Below are 21,494 nucleotides of genomic sequence, written 5' to 3' on the forward strand. Positions count from 1 at the left end.
AACGCGCCGCACGGGATTTTATCGAAGAAAAGCCAACGGACGCCAACCATGATCGACCTGCGCGAATACGAGGTGCCCTCGCCTCAGCCGCCGGCCCCGGAGCGGATCCATCGCGACGGCCATCACGTCGAGCCGGATGCCGACCGCCTCGCCAGCCTGCTCGCCGGCGTCATGGCTGTGCGGCCCGTCGACGACGTGGTCTGCCTGCATCTGGCGCGGCGCAACCTCGTCGTCACGGCGCGGCCGCTCGCGGCCTGACGCGATCCCCCGCACCAAACGCGAAGCACCCCGGGCGCCGCCGCGCCCGGGGTGCTTCGTCGTGCCTCGCGACCGTCGTGACGGCCCATGCTGATGCGCCGGAGGCGAGATGGTCTCCCTCCGGCGCATGAGAGTGGGTCTCAACCTGTCCGCGAAGCCTCACGCCCGCGGCACGGTCCGGCCGGGCGTTCCCGCCGCCGGCCTGGATCCGATCACTCGTCGGTGGTGCGGCCGCTGCCCGAGGCCTGCCCGCCCTTGCGGCCGGCCGACGAGGCCAGCTCGCGATCCTGCGAGAAGGACCGCTTCTCGGCCGGCACGCTGCGGCCGCCCTTGCTGGCGATCTCGCGCTGCCGCTCCAGATCCATGGACGCGAAGCCGCGCTTCGAGGTCGAATTTCCGGTAGCCATGATTGCCTCCTTGGCCGTGTTCTCAGTCCGGACAACCTTCAGCGGAAATGATGGTTCCTGCCACGCATGCGGGCCGGTGCAGAGATGGTCCCGAATCGGGGCAGTACAGGCAAGGCCTGCGCGGGGGCGCCAGTTCTCGGTTTGCGCCGGTGACTTGCGCTAACACCGCGCCTCCGCGGCGAGACCTGCCCGCGAGCGGCGTCGCGGGGCGGAACCGGGCGGGCATGCCGGCGTTCGCCCCGGACTGCGCGGTGGAGCGGCCTGCGGCCGCCCGCCGCATTCGCACGCTCCCGGAGCAGCCGATGACCAACAAGACCATGGTGAGCCCCGAGGCCGCCGCCCACCCCGAGACCGCGCCGGCTCCGAACCGCGCCGCTCCGCCGCCGATGCCGGCCGAGGAGGGCAGCCCGCGCCCGACCACCACCGAGGAGCCGGGCGACTCGCCCCAGCCCAACCGCCAGTTCGGCGACGAGCCGATCGGCGGCCTGACCACCCGCAAGGAATATCCCCGGCGGGATTAGGCCGGATTCGCCCGGCGGGCACTGACGCAGCGACGGTTTCCAGTCCCGCTCCGGCCCTCTACACAGGCAGACAGGATCCGGGCGGGATCCGGGACGGCGGACCGGCATGAGCGGCGGGGCGGAAGCGGCGGAGCGGACGGGCGGCGGCATCGCTCCGGCGGCGGGCGGGGGCCCGGCCGACGAGCGCGCGGACCGCGCCGACGCGCGGGGGGAGGGGCGGGACCGGCCGCGGGGTCAGGCGGCCTCGGTCCAGGCAGCATCGCCCCAGGCAGAATCGCCCCAGGCAGGCTTGGCCCAGGCAGGCTTGGCCGCCGCCCCGGGCGGCAACGATCCGGAGGCCGCCGACGCCTCGGGCGGCCTCGACCGCAGCCTGTTCCGCTACATCTGGCGCCACTCGAAGCGCGACCAGATCCTGATCTGCGCCGTCGTTCTGTCCTCGCTGCCGCTCTACTTCGCCTCCCTCGACCTGCCGCGGCGCATCGTCAACGAGGCGATCCAGGGCCACGCCTTCGAGAAGGGCAACGAGACCGCCAAGTTCCTGGTCCTGCGCCTCCAGATGCCGGACTGGTTCGGCCACGACATCGCGCTGTTCTCCGGCTTCGACGTCGACCGGTTCGAGCTGCTGTTCGGCCTCTCGTCGATGTTCCTGCTGCTTGTGCTGATCAACGGCGCCTTCAAGTACTGGATCAACGTGGCCAAGGGGGCGCTCGGCGAGCGCATGCTGCGGCGCCTGCGCTTCCAGCTGTTCTCGCTGATCATGCGCTTCTCGCCCGATGCGCTGCGCCACACCAAGGCGTCCGAGGTCGCCACCATCATCCGCGACGAGGTCGAGCCGATCGGCGGCTTCATCGGCGACGCCTACATCCTGCCGGCCTTCCTCGGCACCCAGGCCGCCACCGCGATGGCGTTCATCCTGCTCCAGAACGTCTGGCTCGGGCTGTTGGCCGCCGGCGTCGTTGGCGTGCAGTTCGTGGTGATTCCCCGCCTGCGGCGCGAGCTTCTGCGCCTCGGGCGCCAGCGCCAGCTCGCCTCGCGCCGCCTCGCCGGCCGGGTCGGCGAGGTGGTGGACGGCATCGCGGCGGTGCATTCCAACGGGGCCGAGGCCTGGGAGCGGGCCGAGATCGGCCACCGGCTCGGCGGGCTGTTCGACCTGCGCCTGCGCATCTACCGGCGCAAGTTCATGGTCAAGTTCCTGAACAACCTGCTCGCGCAGATGACGCCGTTCCTGTTCTACTGCATCGGCGGCTACTTCGCCCTGAAAGGGCAGCTCAGCATCGGCCAGCTGGTGGCGGTGATCGCCGCCTATCGCGACCTGCCGCCGCCGCTGAAGGAACTGATCGACTGGGATCAGCAGCGCCTCGACGTGCAGGTGAAGTACGAGCAGGTGCTCCAGCAATTCCTGCCCGAGCGGCTGCTGGGGGTCGACGCGCCCGGCCGCGACGACTCGCTGTGCGGGCGGCTCGCCGCCGAGGGCGTCGGCGTCCAGGAGCCGCACGGGCCGGTGCTCGCCAACGTCTCCCTCTCCTTGCCCCTGCCGGCGCTCGTCGGCATCGTCAGCGACGGCGGTCCCGCCGCCTCGACCTTCGCCCGGGTGCTCGCCCGGCGCACGGTGCCGACCTCGGGACGGATCACGCTCAACGACCACGACCTCGCGGAATGGTCCGGCGCGGCGCTCACGCGGCGCATCGCCTATGCGGGGGTCGACCCGATCCTGTTCCCGGGCTCCTTGCGCGACAACATCGTCTACGGCCTCAACCGCCGCCCGCCCGGGACCGGTGCCACCGACGCCAAGGTGCTCGCCGAGGCCCGCCGCACCGGCAACCCGATCGAGCCGTTCCCGGCCGACTGGATCGACTACGCCCAGGCCGGCGTCGCGGATGCCGCCGCCCTCGACGCCCTGATCCTTGACTGGCTCACCCGCATCGGCATGGGCGAGGAGGTCTACCGCTTCGGCCTCCTCGGGCAGGTCGACCCGGACCGCCATCCGGACCTCGCCGCCCGGCTGATCGAGGCCCGGATCGCCTTTCGCGAGCGCCTGGCGGCGGAGGGCCACGCCCACCTCGTCGAGCCGTTCGACCCTGCCCGCTACAACCGCCAGGCTACGGTGGCCGAGAACCTGCTGTTCGGCGTGCCGACCACCACGGCGCTGACCGGCCGGGCGCTCGCCGAGCACGCGGTGGTGCGCCTCGTCCTCGACCGCACCGGGCTCGCCGACGACCTCGTCACCATGGGCGAGCGGATCGCCGCCACGATGCTGGAGATCTTCCGCGGCCTGCCGAGCGGGCACCCGCTGTTCGAGCAGTTCTCGTTCCTCTCCGCCGACGAGCTGCCGGAATTCGAGGCGATCCTCGCCCGCCGCACCGCCACCGAGGCCTCCGCCGAGCGCCACGGCGGCGGCGCGCTCAACCGGATCCGGCGGCGCTGGATCGGGCTCGGCCGCTACGGCTCGGCCGACGCGACCCGGCTCATCGCCCTGCCGCTCGCCTATATCGAGCCCCGCCACCGCCTCGGCCTGATCGACGACGCTTTTCGCGATCGGCTGGTCGAGGCGCGGGGCGAGCTACGTGCCGCCCTCGATGAGGCCGGGATGGGGGGCGTCGACTTCTACGATCCCGACCAGGTCTGCGCCGCGGCTCCTTTGCGCGACAACCTGCTGTTCGGCCGCATCAACCAGTCGGTCGCCGACGCCGTCGAGACGGTCACGGCGACCGGCACCGCCCTCGTGCAGGAGATGCAGCTCGCCCCCGCCATCACCCGGGTCGGGCTCGACCACCAGGTCGGCCCCGAGGGGCGCTTCCTGTCGAGCGTGCAGAGGGCGGTGGTGAGCTTGGTGCGCGCCCTGGTGCGCCGGCCCGACCTCCTCGTCCTCGACGGCGCTCTGTCGCCGATGGGCGAGAACCGCGCCCGCACGGTGCTCGGTTTGCTGCTGGAGCGGTACGGCCGCGAGAACAGCCTCGTGGTGGTGCTGCCGAACGACCGCGTCGCCGACCGGTTCGCCCTGGTGCTGCGGGCCGCCGGCACGCAGATCCAGGGGCCGGAGACGCCTGGTGCGGCGGCATCCCCCGCAGACGCGCCGGCGGGGGCTGGCGTTGCGGCGCCGGCTGCGGCAGTCTCCGCACGCGCCGAGGACGAGACGGGGCCGGAGCCGGCGCGCGTCGAGCAGGATGTGAAGGCATGACGCTTGAGACCGAGGTGCAGTCGCTGCGCCAAGTGCCGATGTTCCGCGAGGTGGATCCGGCCCGCCTGAAGCTGCTCGCCTTCACCAGCGAGCGGGTGCATTTCGCCGACGGACAGCGCTTCTTCGACCGGGGCGACGCGGCCGACGCCGCCTACCTGATCCTGGAGGGCGAGGCTGCCGTCACGCTCGACGGGCCGCAGGGGCCGATCCGCCTGGCGCTGCTCGGCGCCAACGCCCTCGTCGGCGAGATGGGCATCCTGGCCGACCAGCCGCGCTCCGCCACCGTGACCGCGGTGGTACCGACGACGGCTTTGCGCATCGACCGGCGGGTGTTCCTCGAACTGCTGAGCCAGTTCCCGCAGATCGCCATCGCGGTGATGCGCGAGCTCGCCCACCGCCTCGAAATGACGAACCAGCAGCTCGCCCAGATGCGGACCGGCTGAACGACACGCCACCGACGAGGCGTGCCCGGAAAAGAGGCGCGCCCGCGACCGACCGGGGAAACGCCATGGATCTCGCCGCCGGCCTGAGGGGCCGCCACGTCCTCGTCACCGGCGCCTCCGGCGGGCTCGGCGAGCATTTCGCCCGGCTCTGCGCCCGGTGCGGCGCCGCCGTCACGGTGGCGGCGCGGCGCCGGGAGAAGCTCGACACCCTGGTGCGCGAGCTGGGAGAGGCCGGCGCTCCGCAGGCCCGCGCCGTCGCCCTGGACGTCGCCGATCCGGACTCGATCGCCGCCGCCTTCGCGAGCCTGCACGCCCTGCCGGACGTGGTGGTCAACAATGCCGGCATCGCCGAGGGCGGGGCGGCGATCGACGTCGACCTCGCGACCTTCGACCGGGTGATCGACACCAACCTGCGCGGGGTCTGGGCGATGTCGACGACCGCGGCGAGAGCCTGGCGCGAGGCCGGCCGCGGCGGGGTGATCGTCAACGTCGCGTCGATCCTCGGCCTGCGGGTCGCCGGCGGGGTCGGCCCGTACACGGTCTCGAAGGCCGGCGTGGTGCAGATGACCCAGGCGCTCGGCCTCGAATGGGCCCGCTACGGCATTCGCGTCAACGCGCTGGCTCCGGGCTACATCGGCACCGACATCAACCGCGAGTTCTTCGAGACGCCGCCCGGCCAGGCGATGCTCAAGCGCATCCCGATGCGTCGTCTCGGCCGCCCCGAGGACCTCGACGGCGCCTTCCTGCTGCTCGCCGGCGATGCCTCGGGCTGGATGACCGGGGCAACGGTGCCGGTCGATGGCGGGCATCTGGTGTCGGGGTTGTGACAGAACCCGCCCTCGCGGCTTCTCGCGGATGGCCCGGCGCCCTCGTCCTGCACCCGGGCACCCGGTCCGCTCACCCCGCCGGGGCGCTCGCCAACGGCGTGCGGTCGCGGACCACGTCCACGGCCGGCGCGTCGCCTGGACGGTGCGGTGCGAGGCAGACGCGGTTGCGGCCCTGCCTCTTGGCTCGATAGAGCGCGTTGTCGGCCCGCTGCACGAGCGACGCGGCGACCTCGCCTGGATTCCAGGTCGCGACCCCGGCGCTGACCGTCACCGGAACGGCGTGGCCGTCGACCAGGGACGGGAGACGCGCGATGGCCGTGCGGATGCTCTCGGCGAGCACCTCCGCCTCGCGGGCCGCGATTCCCGGTGCCAGAATCATGAGCTCCTCGCCGCCGTAGCGGACGACCGTATCGTCGGTCCGGCACGTGCGGACGACGAGTTCGGCCGTCTTCCTGATCACCACGTCGCCGATCTGATGCCCGAAGCGGTCGTTGATCGACTTGAAGTGGTCGATGTCGATCATCACGGCCGACAGGGACGAGCCGCTGCGCTGCGACCGCGCGACCTCCTCGACCAGCCGGGCATCGAGGTAGCGCCGGTTGAAGATGCCGGTCAGCGGATCCAGGATGACGTCGCGTTCCAGCGCGGCCAGCCGCCTGATGTCGAACGCCGTCGCGTAGCTGAGATGCGCCACGACCAGCACGAACACGCCTCCGGCCGCCAGGATCATCGATACGACCAGGTGTATCCCGTCCACCTCCGTCGCGGCGCAGAGCCAGAGGAACGACGCGTAGCCGACGACGAAGGCCACGATCAGCGCGCTCAGACCCATCCAGCCCTGTCTCATCCGGCCCGAGCCGATCAGGGGCATCATTCTGGCGATTGGGGCGAACGCGGACACGAGGGCGATGACGCCGATGATGGTCAACAGGAACACCGCCACGAACATCACGAATCACCTCGGCGCCTGGAGCACTTCACGATCGCGGTGCAATCGTAATGCTCTCCAGGTCTTTGATTTTGCCGCATTTTCTGCGACGACCCGGTATCCACTTCGTCGGAAAATGCTCTGACGCGGTGGCCGGCGTCCATCCCGAGAGACGATCGTAATGTCACAAAGTGAACAATTGCTACTGCGGAAGGCAGCACCTTCGCAGCGTGAGCCTGCCAGCTAACCTCGGGATGACGCTGGAGACGCGGTGCCGACGCCGGATGCGCGCGGGCCCCGCTCCCGGCCGGGCCGACGGAGACGGGCCCTACGCCGTCGGGTAGGTGATGAACTCCATCAACGATCCGTCCGGATCGCGGAAATAGACGCTGATGCCCTCGCCGACCGCGCCGTGGCGCGGTACCGGGCCGAGTTCGACCGGGACGCCGTGGCGCTCAAGATGGACGATCGCCTCCTCGATCGGGCCGTGCCAGCGAAAGCACAGGTCGCTGTTGCCGGGCATCACCGGCGCCTTCGCCCGCGGCTCGCCGATCTGGCCCGGGCCGTGGCAGTTCAGCTGCACGCCGCCAAAGCGGTAGGCGCAGCCGCGCCCGACCGGGATCACCTCGGCGCCGAGGACGTCGCGGTAGAAGGCGGTGGAGCGCTCCCAGTCCGAGACGTGGATGACGCAGTGGTCGAGGTGGATCGCCGGACGGACGACCGTCTCCGGCACCTCGGGCACGAGTTCGGGGAGGATCTCGGTCTCCGGCATCGTCGGTCGTCCATGAACAGTGCGGCACAGGAAGAAATCCGTGCCGCGCACCGGAGGTTCCGCACCGGCACAGCGGCGGGGAGCGTCACTGCGCTAGGCGGACCGGCTGGTCCCTCGCCGGGCCGACCCCGGCCGGCACCGGCACGCCGGAGGTGGTGTAGCCGGCGTTGATGACGAGGCTGGCGCTGCCCAGCGTGCGGATCGTGCGCGCCACCACCACCGTCCAGGGCGACTGGTCGGCGACCTTGTTGTTGGTGCCGTTCACCGTGAGGCTGGCATTCGGCAGGTAGATCGTGCCGACGAGCTTGCGCGCGTTCGTGGTGGAGATCTCGACGTCGCCGACGTAGCTGCGGTCCGCGATCAGCACGAAGCCCGCGAAGGGCCCGCTCTTGCGGCCCTCGAGGTTCAGCACGGCCTCGCCGGTGACCTGCGCCGCGAGCAGGTTCTTGAGGACCAGCACGACGTCGGTGCCGGTGACCGTCGACTGCCCGCCGACGCTGAGGCCGGGCCCGACGAAGAAGTGCTCGCCCGGAGCGAGGACGAGGCTCGCCGTGCCCAGGAGCGCGATGGCGCCGCAATGCACGCCGGGATTGAGGTAGAACGTCCCGGAGCCGAGGCTGAGCGCGAGCGAGTCGCACAGGAGCGACGGCGCGTCGAGCCGCATCGCCGCGAACGGATCGGCCATCGACGGCGCGTCGGTCACCGCGGCCGGCCGGATCGGGCCGTTAGCGCTGCCGACGGCGCGCGCCTCGCCGGCCGACAGGGTGGTGCCCGGGCCGGCGGTCAGGTTGGCGTTGCTCTGGACGAGGCAGTCGTTCGCGGTGATCGCGGAGCTGGACTGGAGCGCGATGCTGTCCTGGCCGAGATCGAGCAGGCCGCCGCCGCGCAGGCCGAGCACGCAGAGGGGTTTTCGCGCGGTGCGGACCGCCGTCGCGGTCGCCGCGATGGTCCAGCCGCCCGGCGGCAGCAGGCTGCCGAAGAACGAGGCGCGGTTGGCGGTCTGGCGCACCGTCACGGTGCGCGACGCGGCCTCGACCGTGGCGGTCGAGGCGACCGTCCAGCGCAGGCGCAGGGCCTCGGCCATGGCGTCGGCGTAGAGGCGGGTGCGCTCGGTCGTGGCCGCCGACTGGTCGACGCCGAACTCGCCCGCACCCTGGATCGCCGCGGCGTCGACGTTGCGCTGGAGCTTCGCCTTGGCCTGCATCACCTCGGCGAGTTCGGCGACGCCGACCGCCCCCACCGCCAGGATCGGCAGCAGCACGCCGAACAGCATGCCGACCGTGCCGCTCCGGCAGCGCCGGAAGCGGGCGAGGCACAGGGCGAGGTCCGGGCAAAGACGCATCGTCGGGGCGGACTATAATCCAGGTTGTGCCCGAAACAACCACTACCGATAGTTGTTTCCCTGGACACGCGGAGCCAATACAATCCGGTTCTGCGCGCCGATTCCGAAAAAAAGTCCTAACACATTCGCCCGTCAACGCCCGAACGAGGCATCTTCCACTGGTCGATCGCGCCGCTCCTCGTCGCGGCTGTCGGGAGCCCCATCCGATGACGCTGCCGTCGGATGGGGCTCCGGAGCTTTGATTTTTCTGTATCTTCTTCGACCGACCGACATCCGCCGGGCCGGGGACGTGCTCCCGCGCCGCGTCGGTCGTCCCTTGCGTCAGGCGACGTCGTGCTCGATCGCCCCGAAGATCGAGTGCCCGGCGGCATCCTTCATCTCGACCCGCAGGCGGTCGCCGGCGGCGAGGTACGGCGTGCGAACCCAGCCGCCGCTCAGGGCCTCGGCGGCGCGGGCCTCGGCGAGGCAGGCGTAGCCGGCCCCGCCCTCGGCGGCGGGGCGGCCGGGGCCGCCGTCGATGCCGCGGTTCGAGACCGGGCCGGCGCTAACCAGAGTGCCGGCGCCGAGGCCGCGATGGCGCGCCGCCTCCGCCACCAGGGCGACGAGGCTGCGGCCGAGATCGGCGCCGGCCTCGGGGCAGCCGAGGGCCTTGCCGTTGCGACTGACGAGCAGCGGCCGGTGCAGGCTGCCGTCGCGCCAGGCGTTCCCGAGTTCGTCGGGGGTCACCACCACCGGCGCGAGGCTGGCGGCGAGCGCCGGCGCCTCCGCCCCGTCGAGGTCGAGCCCGTCCGGCCGCAGGCGGTCGTGGCGGATCACCTCCGCCACCAGCGTCACCAGCCGGATGGCCTCTCCGGCCGCCGCCGCGTCGGCGCCGCGGGGAAGGTCGCCGGTGATCACCGCGAGGCCGGCCGAGAGGTCGAGGGAGGCGGCCGGATCGTCGGGGGTCAGCGGGTCGCGCGGCCCGAGGAAGCCGTCGGAGGCGGCGTGGCGCAAGCCCCCCGCCTCGCCGGCCGGGGCCTCGGCGCCCGCGGCCTGGCGCAGGAGCGCCGGGTAGCCCGGCCAGGCGGCGGCGTGCCGGCGGGCATAGGCCCGCGGCAGGGGGGCGGCGCAATCGTGCTCGTGGAAGCGGAACGAGGGCACCGAGCCGTGCTCGAGCTGCTCGGCCAGGGCGTCGAGCGCCGGGGCGAAGCGCGCCCAGTCGTCGAGGGCCTGCTGCAGGGTCGGCACCACGATGAAGGCGTCGGTGGCGCGGGTCAGGTCGCGCGAGACCACGACGAGGCGGCCGTCGCGGCCGTGCTTGAGGCTGGCGAGCTTCATTCGGCGTCCCTCCTGTCGCCCGCTCGTGCGGGCGTTCGAGCCTGCCGGGACGGCAGGCGGGCGGCCCGGTTCGTCGGGCGCGTTGCCCCATCATGGACCGCCCCGGCCGTGGACGCTACGGCCGGGACGGGGGAAGCGCGCCCTACGTCAGGTCGCGCCCGTCAGATCGTCCCATGGACGAGGCCGTGGATGAAGCCGAGCTTGCCGATCACCGGCGGCGCCAGCACGAAGGGGTAGAGGTCGCCCTGGCCCATCGCCCGGTTGACGCTGTTCAGCGCGAAGACGAAGGGCAGCCAGGCGGCCACGATCTGCTCGATGCTCTGCGCCTCGTAGGGGTCGAAGTCGATCCGCGCGGCGAGCTCGCCGCCGGCGTCGAGGAGCGGATGGACCTGCATGCCGAAGGCGCTCGCCATCTCGAGCGTGTCGACGATGTGCAGGTAATGCGCCCAGGTCTCGGCGAAATCCTCCCACGGATGGGTGGTGGCGTAGGCCGAGACGTAGTTCTCCTGCCAGTTCGCCGGGGTGCCCTGCTCGTAGTGGCGCTGGAGCGCCGCGTTGTAGTCCTGCGAATCGTCGCCGAACACCGCCCGGCAGGCGTCGAGACGGCCGGCGTCGCGCACCAGGAGGTCCCAGTAATGGTGCCCGACCTCGTGGCGGAAGTGCCCGAGCAGCGTGCGGTAGGGCTCGCCCATCTCGCGCCGGCGCTTCTCGCGCTCGGCGTCGTTGGCCTCGACGAGGGCGATGGTGATGACGCCGTTGTCGTGGCCGGTCATCACCTTCGGGCCCTGGTTCTCCGGCGGGTCGGCCAGGAAGTGGAAGATCAGCCCGTGCTCGGGATCCTCGGCCCGGGTCCTCAGCGGCAGGTTCCAGCGCAGCAGGCTGTAGAACAGGCGGTGCTTGGCGAACTCCATCTCGCGCCACTCGTAGAGGTAGCGCTGGTTCGAGACATCGGGAATCGTGCCGTTGTGGCGGCAGGCGAGGCAGAACGCGTCGCCTGAGCCCGGCGGCACCAGCCAGTTGCAGGCATCGTGCACCGCGTTGGCGCAGAACCGGCTCGGCCGGTCGCGGGCGGCGAGCGGCGTCCAGTCCTCCCCTCCGGCGGGCTCCAGCGCCGAGAGCGTACGCGTCTCCGGCAGGTAGGCGAGGCGGTGGCCGCAGCGCTGGCAGGTCCTGTTCTCGAAATACAGGATGTTGCCGCAGGACTGGCACTGGAACAGCTTCATCGGAATCTCCCCCGGGCGCTGGAAGCGCCCGCCGCACGGTGCAACGAACGTGCTAGGGATGCGGAGGTTGCGACCCCGCTCGGTGCGGTACGTCTCCGCTGCGCTCCATGCCCGCTCGCCCGGCTTACGCGGCTTGCCGGAGGGTACCTGCCATCGCTTCCAGGTCCCTGATCAAACCCGTGACGTCCTCGCGCGAGATCGGCGTCCCCAATCCACCGTGGACGATCTCGTTCCGGGTGCGGGCCAGCGCCCTCAGTCGACGGGCGTCGTCGTCGTCGAGATACCCTTCCTGGACCAGGACCTGCACGGCCTGGATCGGCGAGACGGGCCCCGTCGGCTCGATGCCGCGCCTATCCATGACCAGGCGGGCGATGGCCTCCAAGGTCGCCCATCCCATCACCAGCGCGGCGCGGCCATGTCCCGTCTCGTCCAGGACGCGGACCTCGGTGATGCCGGACTGGACCTCCTCGACCGTCGACCGCGGCGGCGACGGTTCGGCCTGAGTGGACGTGTTGGCGTAGAAGAGGCGGAACGACCAGCCGGGCCGTTCGGACACCCTCCGGGCGATCTCGGCCAATCGCGTGTTTCGGGCGAGACTGCCTCGATCCGTGATCGCGATCATCGCCCCGCCTTCGGGCGTGATCACAATGGCGTCGGGCTTGTAATCCTCCGCGAAGTCGGGGATCACGTCCTTCGGCGGCGGCGCGTAGAACGTCCAGCCGCGTCGTTCCGCATCCTGCCGGAGGCTGTGCAGCAGGCGTTGTGCCTGGAACGCGAGGGCATCTTCGGACGAGGATCGGACAGTCATGGCACTCGCCTCCAACTGGCGCCGTCATTGACTATGACATACAAGACCGGAGGATCGGCAGCGACGGCCTCCTGCAACGCGTGCGTGAGAGATCCGAACTCCGCGAACACGCCCGGCTCGAATTTCTGAACGACCACCCTTTCGATGACCTGATCGTCCGGGTAGGCGATGTTTCGCAGGCCGTCGAGGATGGGTTTCACGATGTTGTCGACGTCCCCCTGCATGGGTGCCGGTGGGAAGTAGAAGATCGTCACCGACAAGGGCCGTCTGTCGAGAAACGTGAACTCGCGACTCCGGGCGATGCGGCTGCGGGCAGCGTCGCCGACCTTCGACTTCCAGGCCTCCCTGGCCGTATTCGAGGATTGAAGCGAGCGCGGCGTCGCCAGGATCACGAATTCAAGCGGAAAGGGTACGGCGAGGTCGTCGTTCAGATCGTCCATTCAACGGCCGGCTCGCACAGGCATGGTTGGGCACAATCGCACCGACGCTCGATCCACGTCCTGCCCCTACGATATCAGCGCCCGCGCGGTCAGTCACCACGGAGCCCGATCGGTGGGCTGCCGCCCACCCATGCCTCCCAGGCCCTCACGGCCGAGCCGGAAATCCCCTATCACCAGACCGCAAACCCGAACCGGGCCGACAAGATGCCCGCGCGAGAGGAGACGCCGATGGCGATGAACGGGGCCGAGAGCCTGGTGCGCACCCTGGTGGCGGGGGGCGTGGAGGTGTGCTTCACCAATCCGGGCACCTCGGAGATGCACTTCGTCGCCGCCCTCGACCGGGTCGAGGGGATGCGGGCGGTCCTGTGCCTGTTCGAGGGCGGCGCCACGGGCGCGGCCGACGGATACGCCCGCATGGCCGACAAGCCGGCCTCGACGCTCCTGCATCTCGGACCCGGCCTCGGCAACGGCATCGCCAACCTGCACAATGCGCGGCGCGCCCGCTCGCCCCTCGTCAACATCGTGGGCGAGCACGCCACCTATCACCGCGCCTTCGACGCACCGCTCACCTCCGACATCGAGGGGCTGGCCGGCCCGGTCTCGGCCTGGGTCCGCACCGGGATGAGCGCCAAGGCGGTGGCGGCGGACGGGGCCGACGCGATCGTGGCGGCGCGCACCGCGCCCGGCGGCGTCGCCACCCTGATCCTGCCCGCCGACACCGCCTGGGAGGAGGGCTCCGGCATCGCGCCTCTGCCCCCGACGCCTGAGCGCCCGCGGGCGAGCGACGAGGCGATCGCCCACGCGGTCGCGGCTTTGCGCAGCGGCGAGCCGGTGCTGCTCCATCTCGGCGACCGGGCGGTGCGGAGCGAGGGACGGCGCATCGCCGCCCGCATCGCCGAGAAGACCGGCGCGAAGCTCCTCGCCATGACGTCGAACGCCCGCATCGATCGCGGCGCCGGCACGGTGCCGATCGAGCGCCTGCCCTACCCGGTCGATCCGGCCCGCGAGGTGCTGGCGCCCTACAAGCACGTGATCCTCGTCGGCGCGACCCTGCCGGTGGCGTTCTTCGCCTATCCGGGCAAGCCGAGCGCACTCGCCGGCCCCACCTGCGACGTCTTTGCCCTCGCCACCCCCGAGCAGGACCAGATCGACGCTCTGGAGCGCCTCGCCGAGGCGGTCGGCGCGCCGGCCGAGGCGCCGCTGCCGCCGCTCTCCCGCCCCGACCTGCCGACGGCGGGCGCCCTCGACCAGGACGCGATCGCCCGGGTGCTCGGCGCGCTGATCCCCGAGGGCGCGATCGTCTGCGACGAGTCGGTGACGACGGGGCGCAACTTCTTTCCCGCCACCCACGCGGCGGCGCCCCATACCTGGCTCCAGCTCACCGGCGGCTCGATCGGGCTGGGCATCCCGATGGCGACCGGCGCCGCCGTGGCCTGCCCGGACCGCAAGGTGATCTCGCTCCAGGCCGACGGCAGCGCCCTCTACACCGCCCAGGCCCTGTGGACCCAGGCGCGCGAGCGCCTCGACGTGGTGACGCTGATCTGGGCCAACCGCTCCTACGCGATCCTGCGCCACGAACTGACCAATGTCGGGGCCAATCCGGGCCGCAAGGCGATCGACATGCTGACCCTCGACGATCCGCCGATCGACTGGGTGAGCCTGTCGAAGGGCTACGGCGTCGAGGGGCGCCGGGTCGAGACCCTGGCGGAGTTCGTCGACACGCTGAAGGGGGCGCTCGCCCGGCGCGGGCCGTTCCTGATCGAGGTGGCGCTGGGATAAGGGATTTCGTTCCGAGGACGCGTCGAGTCGCGATGGAGCCGGCGGCCGGGATCCGCCGGCCGGTCGCGGCGATACCCCGGATGGCGGCGACCTCGAGGCTCGCCGCCCGAGTCCCGCCACCCGGTTTCCCGGGTGTTGAGTCCGGGAGGACACAACCTGCACGCCCGGGAGCGGCTAGGCATGGGACACATTCCCTGCCGACAGGTCACGCCCGCATGCCCCCGCGCCGTCTCGTCCTCGCCCTCCTCGCCGGGCTGCCGCTCGCGGCCTGCAACGCCCGCGGGCCCGCACAGGTCGCGGCGGTGGATCCGGACGCGGCCTGGTACATCGGCAGCATGCCCGACCAGCCCTACGACGTGCCGCTGGTCGACCGCAGCCGGATGGACCCGAAATACCGGCGCCAGACCGTCGCCTATACGGGCCTGGAGAAGCCCGGCACCGTCGTGGTCGATATCGACGAGCGCGTCCTCTACCTCGTGCAGGACGGGGGCCAGGCGCTGCGCTACGGCGTCGGCGTCGGCAAGCTCGGCTTCTCGTGGAAGGGCACCGCCACGGTCGGCCGCAAGGGCGTCTGGCCCGATTGGGGCCCGACCGCCAAGATGGTCAGCCTCAACCCCGACCTGCCGCGCTCGCGCAAGGGCGGCGTCGACAACCCGCTGGGCGCCCGCGCCCTCTACCTCTACCAGGGCGGTCGCGACATCCTGTTCCGCATCCACGGCACCAACGAGCCCTGGAGCATCGGCGAGCAGATGTCCTCGGGCTGCGTGCGCATGCTCAACGAGGACGTGGTCGATCTCTACAACCGGGTGCCGGTGGGCACGACCGTGCTGGTGAAGCGGCACGGCAAGTACCGGGTGTAAGGCCCGTCCCGGGCCCGGACGAGCATCCGGCGCGGCAAGGAGCGGCGCCCCTCGCGCCACACCGTCACCGTTCAGTCACGCCCGCGTGCTGAATCACGCGGAACACGGAGAACCGCGTGACCGGCACCCCCCGCTACGCCCTGTACTTCACGCCGACGCCCGGCTCGGACCTCGCCCGCTTCGGCAACGCCGTGCTCGGCTACGACAACCACACCGGCGCCGAGATCCCCCGTCCCGACGGGATGGACGACCTCGCCGGCGTGACCGGTTCCCCGCGCCGCTACGGCTTCCACGCCACCCTGAAGGCGCCGATGCGGCTCGCCCCGGGCGTGACCGAGGCCGACCTGCTCGCGGCCGCCGCCGCCCTGGCGGCGGATCACCCCCGGGTCCCGGTCGGCCCGCTGCACGTCGCGACGCTGGGCGCCTTCACGGCCCTCATTCCGCGGGCCGCCCCCCCCGAACTCGGCCTGTTCGCCGCCGAATGCGTCGCCGCCTTCGAGCCGTTCCGGGCCCCCCTGACCGAGGCCGAGACCGCCCGCCGGCACCCCGAGCGCCTGAGCCTCCGCGGCCGGGCGCTGCTGGCGGCCTGGGGCTACCCGCACGTCTTCGAGGAATTCCGCTTCCACATGACCCTGACCGACGCCTTGCCCGAGGCCGACCGCGCGCCCTGGCGCGAGCGCCTGGCGGGGATTTACGGCGCGGGCGAACCCCTCACCCTCGACGCCCTGTCGGTGCTGCGCCAGGACGGCGCGGGCCCGTTCCGGGTCGTGCAGCGCCTCGCCCTCGGAGGTTGATATGGCCGGACAGCTCGGGCTCGAACCCGCCATCGACCCGACCGCCCGGGTGCGGGACTGCCGCCTCGGCCGCTACACCGAGGTGGGTCCCCGCACCAGCCTCGCCGAGACGGTGCTCGACGACTACTCCTACATCGGCAACGACGGCGAGGTGATCTACACGCAAATCGGCAAGTTCTGCTCGATCGCCGCGATGGTGCGGATCAACCCGGGCAACCACCCGATGGAGCGGGCCTCGCAGAGCCACTTCACCTACCGCGCCGCCTCGTACTGGCCGGAGGAGGCGAATGAGCCGGCCTTCTTCGACCGCCGCCGGGCGAGCCCGGTGACGATCGGCCACGACGTCTGGATCGGCCACGGGGTCGTGGTGCTGCCCGGGCGCAGCATCGGCACCGGCGCGGTGGTCGGCGCGGGCGCCATCGTCACCCGGGACGTCGCGCCCTACACCATCGTGGTCGGCAACCCGGCCCGCCCGGTGCGGCGCCGCTTCGACGAGACCACGGCCGAGCGCCTGATGCAGCTCGCCTGGTGGGACTGGGACCACGACCGCCTGCGCGCGGCGCTTGCGGACTTCCGCAACCTTCCGATTGCCGCCTTCCTTGATAAGTACGCCGGCTAATCGATGACGCACTGTCATCTGGCTGTCGCTTAACCGGCGTTTACGTTCGCCCGGACAGCGAAATCGGGCGAACGGATGCTGGTTGTCGAGAACCTCACGCGCCAATACGGGACGCGCCGTGCCGTGGACGGCGTCAGCCTCTCCATCGAGCGCGGCAGCTTCGTCGGCGTGATCGGGCGCTCGGGCGCCGGCAAGTCGACCCTGCTGCGGATGCTCAACCGCCTCGCCGATCCGACCGGCGGTCGCATCCTGTTCGACGGCACCGACGTGACGCGCTTGCGCGGCCGGGCCTTGCGCGCCTGGCGCGCCCGCTGCGCGATGATCTTCCAGCAGTTCAACCTCGTCGGCCGCCTCGACGTGATGACGAACGTGCTGATGGGCCGGCTCAACCAGGTCCCGGCGCACCGCTCGCTCCTCAAGCTGTGGAGCGAGGAGGACAGGGCGCTGGCGCTCGCGGCGCTGGAGAGCTTCGACATGGGGGCGTTCGCCGCCAACCGGGCCGACCAGCTCTCGGGCGGCCAGCAGCAGCGCGTCGCCATCGCCCGCGCCCTGGTGCAGGAGCCGGAGATCATCCTGGCCGACGAGCCTGTGGCCTCGCTCGATCCGCGCAACACCCGCCTGGTGATGGATGCGCTCGCCGACGCCAACAAGCGCTACGGCATCACGGTCCTGTGCAACCTGCACTCCCTCGACCTCGCCCGCGCCTATTGCGACCGGCTGATCGGCCTCTCGGCCGGCCGGGTGGTGTTCGACGGCCGCGGCTTCGACCTCACCGAGGACGTCGCCCGCACCCTCTACGGGCTCGAGGCCGGCGAGGTGATGGACCGGGGCGAGCCCGAGGCGCCGCCGCTGCCGGTGCGGGCTCCCGTTCGCCACGCCGAGGCGCTGAGCGCCTGAGACTGTTTCCCGTTCCAGGAAGGACCCGAACCATGCTGAACCGCCGTACCCTCGTGGGCGCCGTCGCCCTCGCGCTCGCCGCCGGCCCCGCGCTGGCCCAGAATTCCTCGGTGCAGGACTGGAAGGCGAAGTACCCGGAGCTGACCCTCGGCGTGATCCCGTCCGAGAACGCGTCGGGCACCGTCGACCGCTACACCCCGCTCACCGCCTACCTCTCGAAGGAGATCGGCGTGCCGGTGAAGCTGCGCGTCGCCAACGACTACGCGGCGGTGATCGAGGGCCAGCGCGCCGGCAACATCCAGCTCGCCTTCTACGGCCCGGCCTCCTTCGCCCGCGCGGTGATGACCGGCGTGAAGACCGAGCCGCTGGTCAACCAGAAGCACGAGACCGGCGCGTCGGGCTACTACTCGGTGATCTACGTCCGCGCCGACAGCCCGTACAAGTCGATCGAGGACCTGAAGGGCAAGAGCCTCGCCTTCGTCGATCCGAACTCGACCTCCGGCAATCAGGCCCCGCGCTTCTTCCTGCAGAAGGCCGGCCACGACGTCGAGAAGCTGTTCGGCAAGACCTTCTTCGCCGGCAGCCACGAGAACGCCGTGCTGGCGCTGGTGCAGGGCACCGCCGACGCCGCCGCCAACCTCTACAATTCCGACACCGACACCACCGTCACCCGCATGGCGGCCAAGGGCATGCTGAAGAAGCCCGACGGCTCGCAGATGCAGCAATCGGACTTCCGCGTCGTCTTCAAGTCCGAGTTCCTGCCGGAAGGCCCGTTCACCGTGCTCTCCAGCCTGCCCGACGACCTGAAGCAGAAGATCCGCCAGGCCTTCCTCGACCTGCCGACCAAGGACAAGGCCACCTTCGACAAGCTGTCGGACGGCAAGGACCTCGGCCTCAACCCGGTGACGCTGAAGGATTACCAGCCGATCATCGAGATGCTCCGCCACAACGACGAGCAGCGCAAGCGCTCGTGAGGCTCACGGCTCTCCTCCGGTGAGGAGAGCCGACGACAACGAAAGAGGCGCGGGTCCCCCCTCTCCCACACCTTGCAGCGATACCGGGCAAGCCCGGCATCGCCTGGAGAGGGGATCCCGCGCTCCGCTTTTGCCGGACAGCCCCAGACGTTGCGGGCGCCTCATCCGGCACCGGAGACGCAAGCACCCGTGACCGTCCAGATCGACAGATTGCCGCCCGAGCGCGAGAAAGCGCTGCTCGCGGCCTATGCGGGCTCCGTCGCATCCACGAGACTGCGCACGCTCGCGGTCTTCGTGGCGATCGTGGCGCTCTATCTCCTCGCCGGCTGGATGGCCGAGGTGCGGCCGCTCACCTTCCTCGACAACATCCAGAACTTCACCGCCTACATCGCCCAGATCCTGCCGCCGCTGACCCTCGCGAACCTCCCGGCCGATCTCGCCGCCTGGTACTGGGGCTTGCCGAAATGGCTCGGGCTGCTCGCCGAGACCATCCTGATGGCCTATCTCGGCACGCTGTTCGGCGGCATCGCGGCGCTCTGCCTGTGCTTCCTCGCCTCGGCCAACCTGGTGCGCTCGAGCGCCATCCGCTTCTGCGCCCGGCGCTTCCTGGAAGTGTGCCGCACGGTGCCCGAGGTGGTGTTCGCGCTGATCTTCGTCATCGCCTTCGGGCTCGGGCCGATGGTCGGCGTGCTGGCGCTCGCCATCCACACCACCGGCGCGCTCGGCAAGCTGTTCTCCGAAGTCGTCGAGAACATCGACATGAAGCCGGTCGAGGGCCTGACCGGCACCGGGGCCGGATTCGTCGAGACCGTGCGCTTCGCGGTGGTGCCGCAGGTGCTCTCGAACTTCGCCTCCTACGCGCTGCTGCGCTTCGAGATCAACGTGCGGGGTGCGGGCGTGATGGGCTTCGTCGGCGCCGGCGGCATCGGCCAGGAATTCCTGGTCGCGATCCGCAACTTCTACTACTCGGACGTGAGCGCGATCCTGCTCCTCGTCATCCTCACCGTGGTGACGATCGACCTCGCCACCGAGCGCCTGCGCCACCACCTCCTCGGCCGGGAGGCCCACGCGTGACACGCCGCCCGCCCTCCGCCCTGCGCCGGGCCGCGCTTGCCGACCTCGACGGCTTGCGCGCCCGCCATCCCGCGGTGTTCCGGCCCTCTCGGGCCCGCCGCGCCGCCGTCCTCGGCATCCTCGCGGCCGTCATCGGCCTCGCCGCCTTCGCGATGGTGCGGCTCGACTTCTCGCTGCTGCGCATCCTCCACGGCCTGCACCGGCTGGGCGACTTCGCCGGCATGATGCTGCCGCCGTCCGCCGGCGGACGCCTCGGCCTGTTCCTGACGGCTTTGGCTGAGACCCTGGCGATCGCCTTCCTCGGCACGCTGACGGCGGCCTGCCTCGCCTTTCCGGTGGCGTTCCTCGCCGCCCGCAACGTGGTTCCGAACCCCTTCCTGCGCTTCGGCGTGCGCCGCGGCTTCGACGTGATCCGCTCGGTCGACGTGCTGATCTGGGCGCTGATCTGGATCAACGTCGTCGGCCTCGGGCCGTTCGCCGGCGCGCTCGCCATCGCGTGCTCGGATTTCGGCGCGCTCGGCAAGCTCTTCTCCGAGGCGATCGAGACCGCCGACCGCAAGGCGCAGGAGGGCGTGACGGCGTCCGGCGGCAGCCGGCTGCACCGGGTCCGCTTCGGCCTGGTGCCGGCGGTGCTGCCGGTGCTCGCGAGCCAGGTGCTCTACTTCTTCGAGTCGAACACCCGCTCGGCCACCATCATCGGCATCGTCGGGGCCGGCGGCATCGGCCAGTACCTGACCGAGCTGATCCGGGTGCTGGAGATGCAGCAGGTCGCCTTCCTGGTCCTGATGATCCTCGTCACCGTGGCGCTGATCGACCTCGTCTCGGGCCGCCTGCGCCGGGCGATCATCGGCGGCGCGGCGCATTGAGCCGCACCGCGTAGGAGCCTGATTCCACCGCGTTTTCGCAGCCGCGAAGGCCGGCGAAAACCTCGCGCGCCATGATTGTCTTCCCCCTCGGCGGGCGCCTATAAGCCGGCTGTCTCACGCGTCCGTCGCGGCGTCGAGAGCCCCGCCGGGCGCTCTCCGCGCGCAAGGACGATCATCCGCCGGGGAGCGCCATGGCCGGGCATTCACAGTTCAAGAACATCATGCACCGCAAGGGCCGCGTCGACGCGGTCCGCTCGAAGGTCTTCTCCAAGCTCGCCCGAGAGATCACCGTGGCGGCCAAGCTCGGCACGCCCGATCCCTCGATGAACCCGCGCCTGCGCGCCGCCATCCTGGCGGCCCGGGCCGAGAACATGCCCAAGGACAACATCGAGCGCGCCATCAAGAAGGCCGCCGGCGGCGACGCGGAGAACTACGAGGAGATCCGCTACGAGGGCTACGGCCCGGGTGGTGCCGCCCTGATCGTTGAGGCGCAGACCGACAACCGCAACCGCACGGCCTCCGACGTGCGCTCGGCCTTCACCAAGTCCGGCGGCAGCCTCGCCGAGACCGGAGCGGTGTCGTTCATGTTCGACCGCGTCGGCCTCGTCGCCTTCGACGCCAAGGTGGCCGACGCCGACACGATGCTGGAGGCGGCCATCGAGGCCGGCGCCGACGACGTCAAGTCCGACGAGAGCGGCCACGAGATCACCTGCGAGCAGGGCGCGATGGCCGAGGTCTCGAAGACCCTGGAGGCCCGCTTCGGCGAGCCCCGCCGCACCGCCCTGATCTGGCGCGCCCAGAACACCGTCGACGTCGACGACGAGACCGCCGAGAAGCTGATCCGCCTCGTCGAGACCATCGAGGACCAGGACGACGTGCAGAACGTCTTCGTCAACTTCGCGGTCTCGGACGCCATGATGGCGAAGATGCAGGGGTAGCCCCCGGAGCCGCGTGACTGTCCCGACGGTACCGACCTCCTCCGCATCATTCCGGGGCCGCGCAGCGGAACCCGGAATCATGGCCGTCGGCGGCGCCGAACGCAGCGGAACGCGCTGCGACGGCTCCCGCGGACTCGGCGGCTGTGGATCCCGGGTTCTCGACTTCGTCGAGCCCCGGGGATGACGAGGAGGGTGGCTGTCCGCCTGCCCACCCCTGACCGGACCGGCG

General features: G+C 71.2%; 22 protein-coding genes. 14 read left to right on the forward strand and 8 right to left on the reverse strand.

Features of this window, described 5'->3' with window-relative positions; all coding sequences use genetic code 11:
* The first annotated feature begins 48 nt into the window (after positions 1-48).
* A complete protein-coding gene (locus tag ACS5PV_RS11680; RefSeq protein WP_455395490.1) occupies positions 49-258 on the forward strand; it encodes a hypothetical protein in 210 nt (69 codons plus the stop codon).
* 212 nt (positions 259-470) lie between these two features.
* On the opposite strand, the gene ACS5PV_RS11685 is transcribed toward ACS5PV_RS11680, so the two are convergent.
* Positions 471-665 carry a con-10 family general stress protein gene (locus ACS5PV_RS11685; protein ID WP_048467100.1) on the reverse strand — a complete coding sequence of 65 codons (195 nt, stop codon included), beginning with the start codon at positions 663-665 and terminating at the stop codon, positions 471-473.
* 302 nt (positions 666-967) lie between these two features.
* On the opposite strand from ACS5PV_RS11685, the gene ACS5PV_RS11690 reads away from it, so the two are divergent.
* From ACS5PV_RS11690 to ACS5PV_RS11705, 4 genes are all read left to right on the forward strand, one after another.
* Complete coding sequence (locus ACS5PV_RS11690) at positions 968-1,186, forward strand: hypothetical protein (protein WP_455395491.1); 219 nt, start codon at positions 968-970, stop codon at positions 1,184-1,186.
* 106 nt (positions 1,187-1,292) lie between these two features.
* The gene (locus tag ACS5PV_RS11695) at positions 1,293-4,364 is read left to right on the forward strand and encodes an ABC transporter transmembrane domain-containing protein (protein WP_455395492.1); all 3,072 of its coding nucleotides are present in this window, start codon (positions 1,293-1,295) and stop codon (positions 4,362-4,364) included.
* The gene (locus ACS5PV_RS11700; RefSeq protein WP_048449164.1) at positions 4,361-4,807 is read left to right on the forward strand and encodes a Crp/Fnr family transcriptional regulator; all 447 of its coding nucleotides are present in this window, start codon (positions 4,361-4,363) and stop codon (positions 4,805-4,807) included. The genes ACS5PV_RS11695 and ACS5PV_RS11700 overlap by 4 nt, the downstream gene beginning before the upstream one ends.
* 65 nt (positions 4,808-4,872) lie before the next feature.
* Positions 4,873-5,634: an SDR family NAD(P)-dependent oxidoreductase gene (locus ACS5PV_RS11705; RefSeq protein WP_455395493.1), complete on the forward strand. Its 762-nt coding sequence runs from the start codon at positions 4,873-4,875 to the stop codon at positions 5,632-5,634.
* 70 nt (positions 5,635-5,704) lie between these two features.
* Here ACS5PV_RS11705 and ACS5PV_RS11710 read toward each other — a convergent pair whose 3' ends face one another.
* The 7 genes from ACS5PV_RS11710 to ACS5PV_RS11740 form a co-directional block, all read right to left on the reverse strand.
* Positions 5,705-6,583 carry a GGDEF domain-containing protein gene (locus ACS5PV_RS11710; protein WP_455395494.1) on the reverse strand — a complete coding sequence of 293 codons (879 nt, stop codon included), beginning with the start codon at positions 6,581-6,583 and terminating at the stop codon, positions 5,705-5,707.
* Between the two features lie 307 nt (positions 6,584-6,890).
* Positions 6,891-7,334 (reverse strand): VOC family protein, encoded by a 444-nt coding sequence (locus tag ACS5PV_RS11715; RefSeq protein ID WP_455395495.1) that lies wholly within the window; start codon positions 7,332-7,334, stop codon positions 6,891-6,893.
* Positions 7,335-7,419: 85 nt separating this feature from the next.
* The gene (locus ACS5PV_RS11720; protein ID WP_455395496.1) at positions 7,420-8,676 is read right to left on the reverse strand and encodes a TadE/TadG family type IV pilus assembly protein; all 1,257 of its coding nucleotides are present in this window, start codon (positions 8,674-8,676) and stop codon (positions 7,420-7,422) included.
* Positions 8,677-8,997: 321 nt separating this feature from the next.
* Positions 8,998-9,993, reverse strand: coding sequence for a fumarylacetoacetate hydrolase family protein (locus ACS5PV_RS11725; protein ID WP_455395497.1), 996 nt, complete (start codon positions 9,991-9,993; stop codon positions 8,998-9,000).
* A gap of 161 nt (positions 9,994-10,154) precedes the next feature.
* Positions 10,155-11,216, reverse strand: coding sequence for a zinc-binding metallopeptidase family protein (locus ACS5PV_RS11730; protein ID WP_455395498.1), 1,062 nt, complete (start codon positions 11,214-11,216; stop codon positions 10,155-10,157).
* A 124-nt stretch (positions 11,217-11,340) separates the two neighbouring features.
* Positions 11,341-12,024: a hypothetical protein gene (locus ACS5PV_RS11735; RefSeq protein WP_455395499.1), complete on the reverse strand. Its 684-nt coding sequence runs from the start codon at positions 12,022-12,024 to the stop codon at positions 11,341-11,343.
* Positions 12,021-12,464: a RusA family crossover junction endodeoxyribonuclease gene (locus ACS5PV_RS11740; protein ID WP_455395500.1), complete on the reverse strand. Its 444-nt coding sequence runs from the start codon at positions 12,462-12,464 to the stop codon at positions 12,021-12,023. Before ACS5PV_RS11740 ends, ACS5PV_RS11735 begins: the two co-directional genes overlap by 4 nt.
* Positions 12,465-12,692: 228 nt before the next feature.
* On the opposite strand from ACS5PV_RS11740, the gene ACS5PV_RS11745 reads away from it, so the two are divergent.
* The 9 genes from ACS5PV_RS11745 (at position 12,693) to ACS5PV_RS11785 (ending at position 21,265) form a co-directional block, all read left to right on the forward strand.
* Positions 12,693-14,243, forward strand: a complete 1,551-nt coding sequence (locus ACS5PV_RS11745) for an acetolactate synthase large subunit (protein WP_455395501.1) — start codon at positions 12,693-12,695, stop codon at positions 14,241-14,243.
* Positions 14,244-14,458: 215 nt separating this feature from the next.
* The gene (locus ACS5PV_RS11750) at positions 14,459-15,103 is read left to right on the forward strand and encodes a L,D-transpeptidase (RefSeq protein WP_455395502.1); all 645 of its coding nucleotides are present in this window, start codon (positions 14,459-14,461) and stop codon (positions 15,101-15,103) included.
* Between the two features lie 116 nt (positions 15,104-15,219).
* Positions 15,220-15,897, forward strand: a complete 678-nt coding sequence (locus tag ACS5PV_RS11755) for a DUF1045 domain-containing protein (protein WP_455395503.1) — start codon at positions 15,220-15,222, stop codon at positions 15,895-15,897.
* A gap of 1 nt (position 15,898) precedes the next feature.
* Positions 15,899-16,516: a chloramphenicol acetyltransferase gene (locus ACS5PV_RS11760; RefSeq protein WP_455395504.1), complete on the forward strand. Its 618-nt coding sequence runs from the start codon at positions 15,899-15,901 to the stop codon at positions 16,514-16,516.
* Between the two features lie 75 nt (positions 16,517-16,591).
* Entirely contained in the window at positions 16,592-17,413 is an 822-nt protein-coding gene (phnC, locus tag ACS5PV_RS11765) for a phosphonate ABC transporter ATP-binding protein (protein WP_455395505.1), read from the forward strand.
* Between the two features lie 32 nt (positions 17,414-17,445).
* Entirely contained in the window at positions 17,446-18,387 is a 942-nt protein-coding gene (gene phnD / locus ACS5PV_RS11770; RefSeq protein WP_455395506.1) for a phosphonate ABC transporter substrate-binding protein, read from the forward strand.
* A gap of 189 nt (positions 18,388-18,576) precedes the next feature.
* A complete protein-coding gene (phnE, locus tag ACS5PV_RS11775; RefSeq protein WP_455395507.1) occupies positions 18,577-19,461 on the forward strand; it encodes a phosphonate ABC transporter, permease protein PhnE in 885 nt (294 codons plus the stop codon).
* Positions 19,458-20,327 (forward strand): phosphonate ABC transporter, permease protein PhnE, encoded by an 870-nt coding sequence (phnE, locus tag ACS5PV_RS11780; RefSeq protein ID WP_455395508.1) that lies wholly within the window; start codon positions 19,458-19,460, stop codon positions 20,325-20,327. Before phnE (ACS5PV_RS11775) ends, phnE (ACS5PV_RS11780) begins: the two co-directional genes overlap by 4 nt.
* A 191-nt stretch (positions 20,328-20,518) precedes the next feature.
* Positions 20,519-21,265, forward strand: a complete 747-nt coding sequence (locus tag ACS5PV_RS11785) for a YebC/PmpR family DNA-binding transcriptional regulator (RefSeq protein WP_455395509.1) — start codon at positions 20,519-20,521, stop codon at positions 21,263-21,265.
* The last annotated feature ends 229 nt before the right edge of the window (positions 21,266-21,494 follow it).

Source organism: Methylobacterium sp. Gmos1, assembly GCF_053764715.1.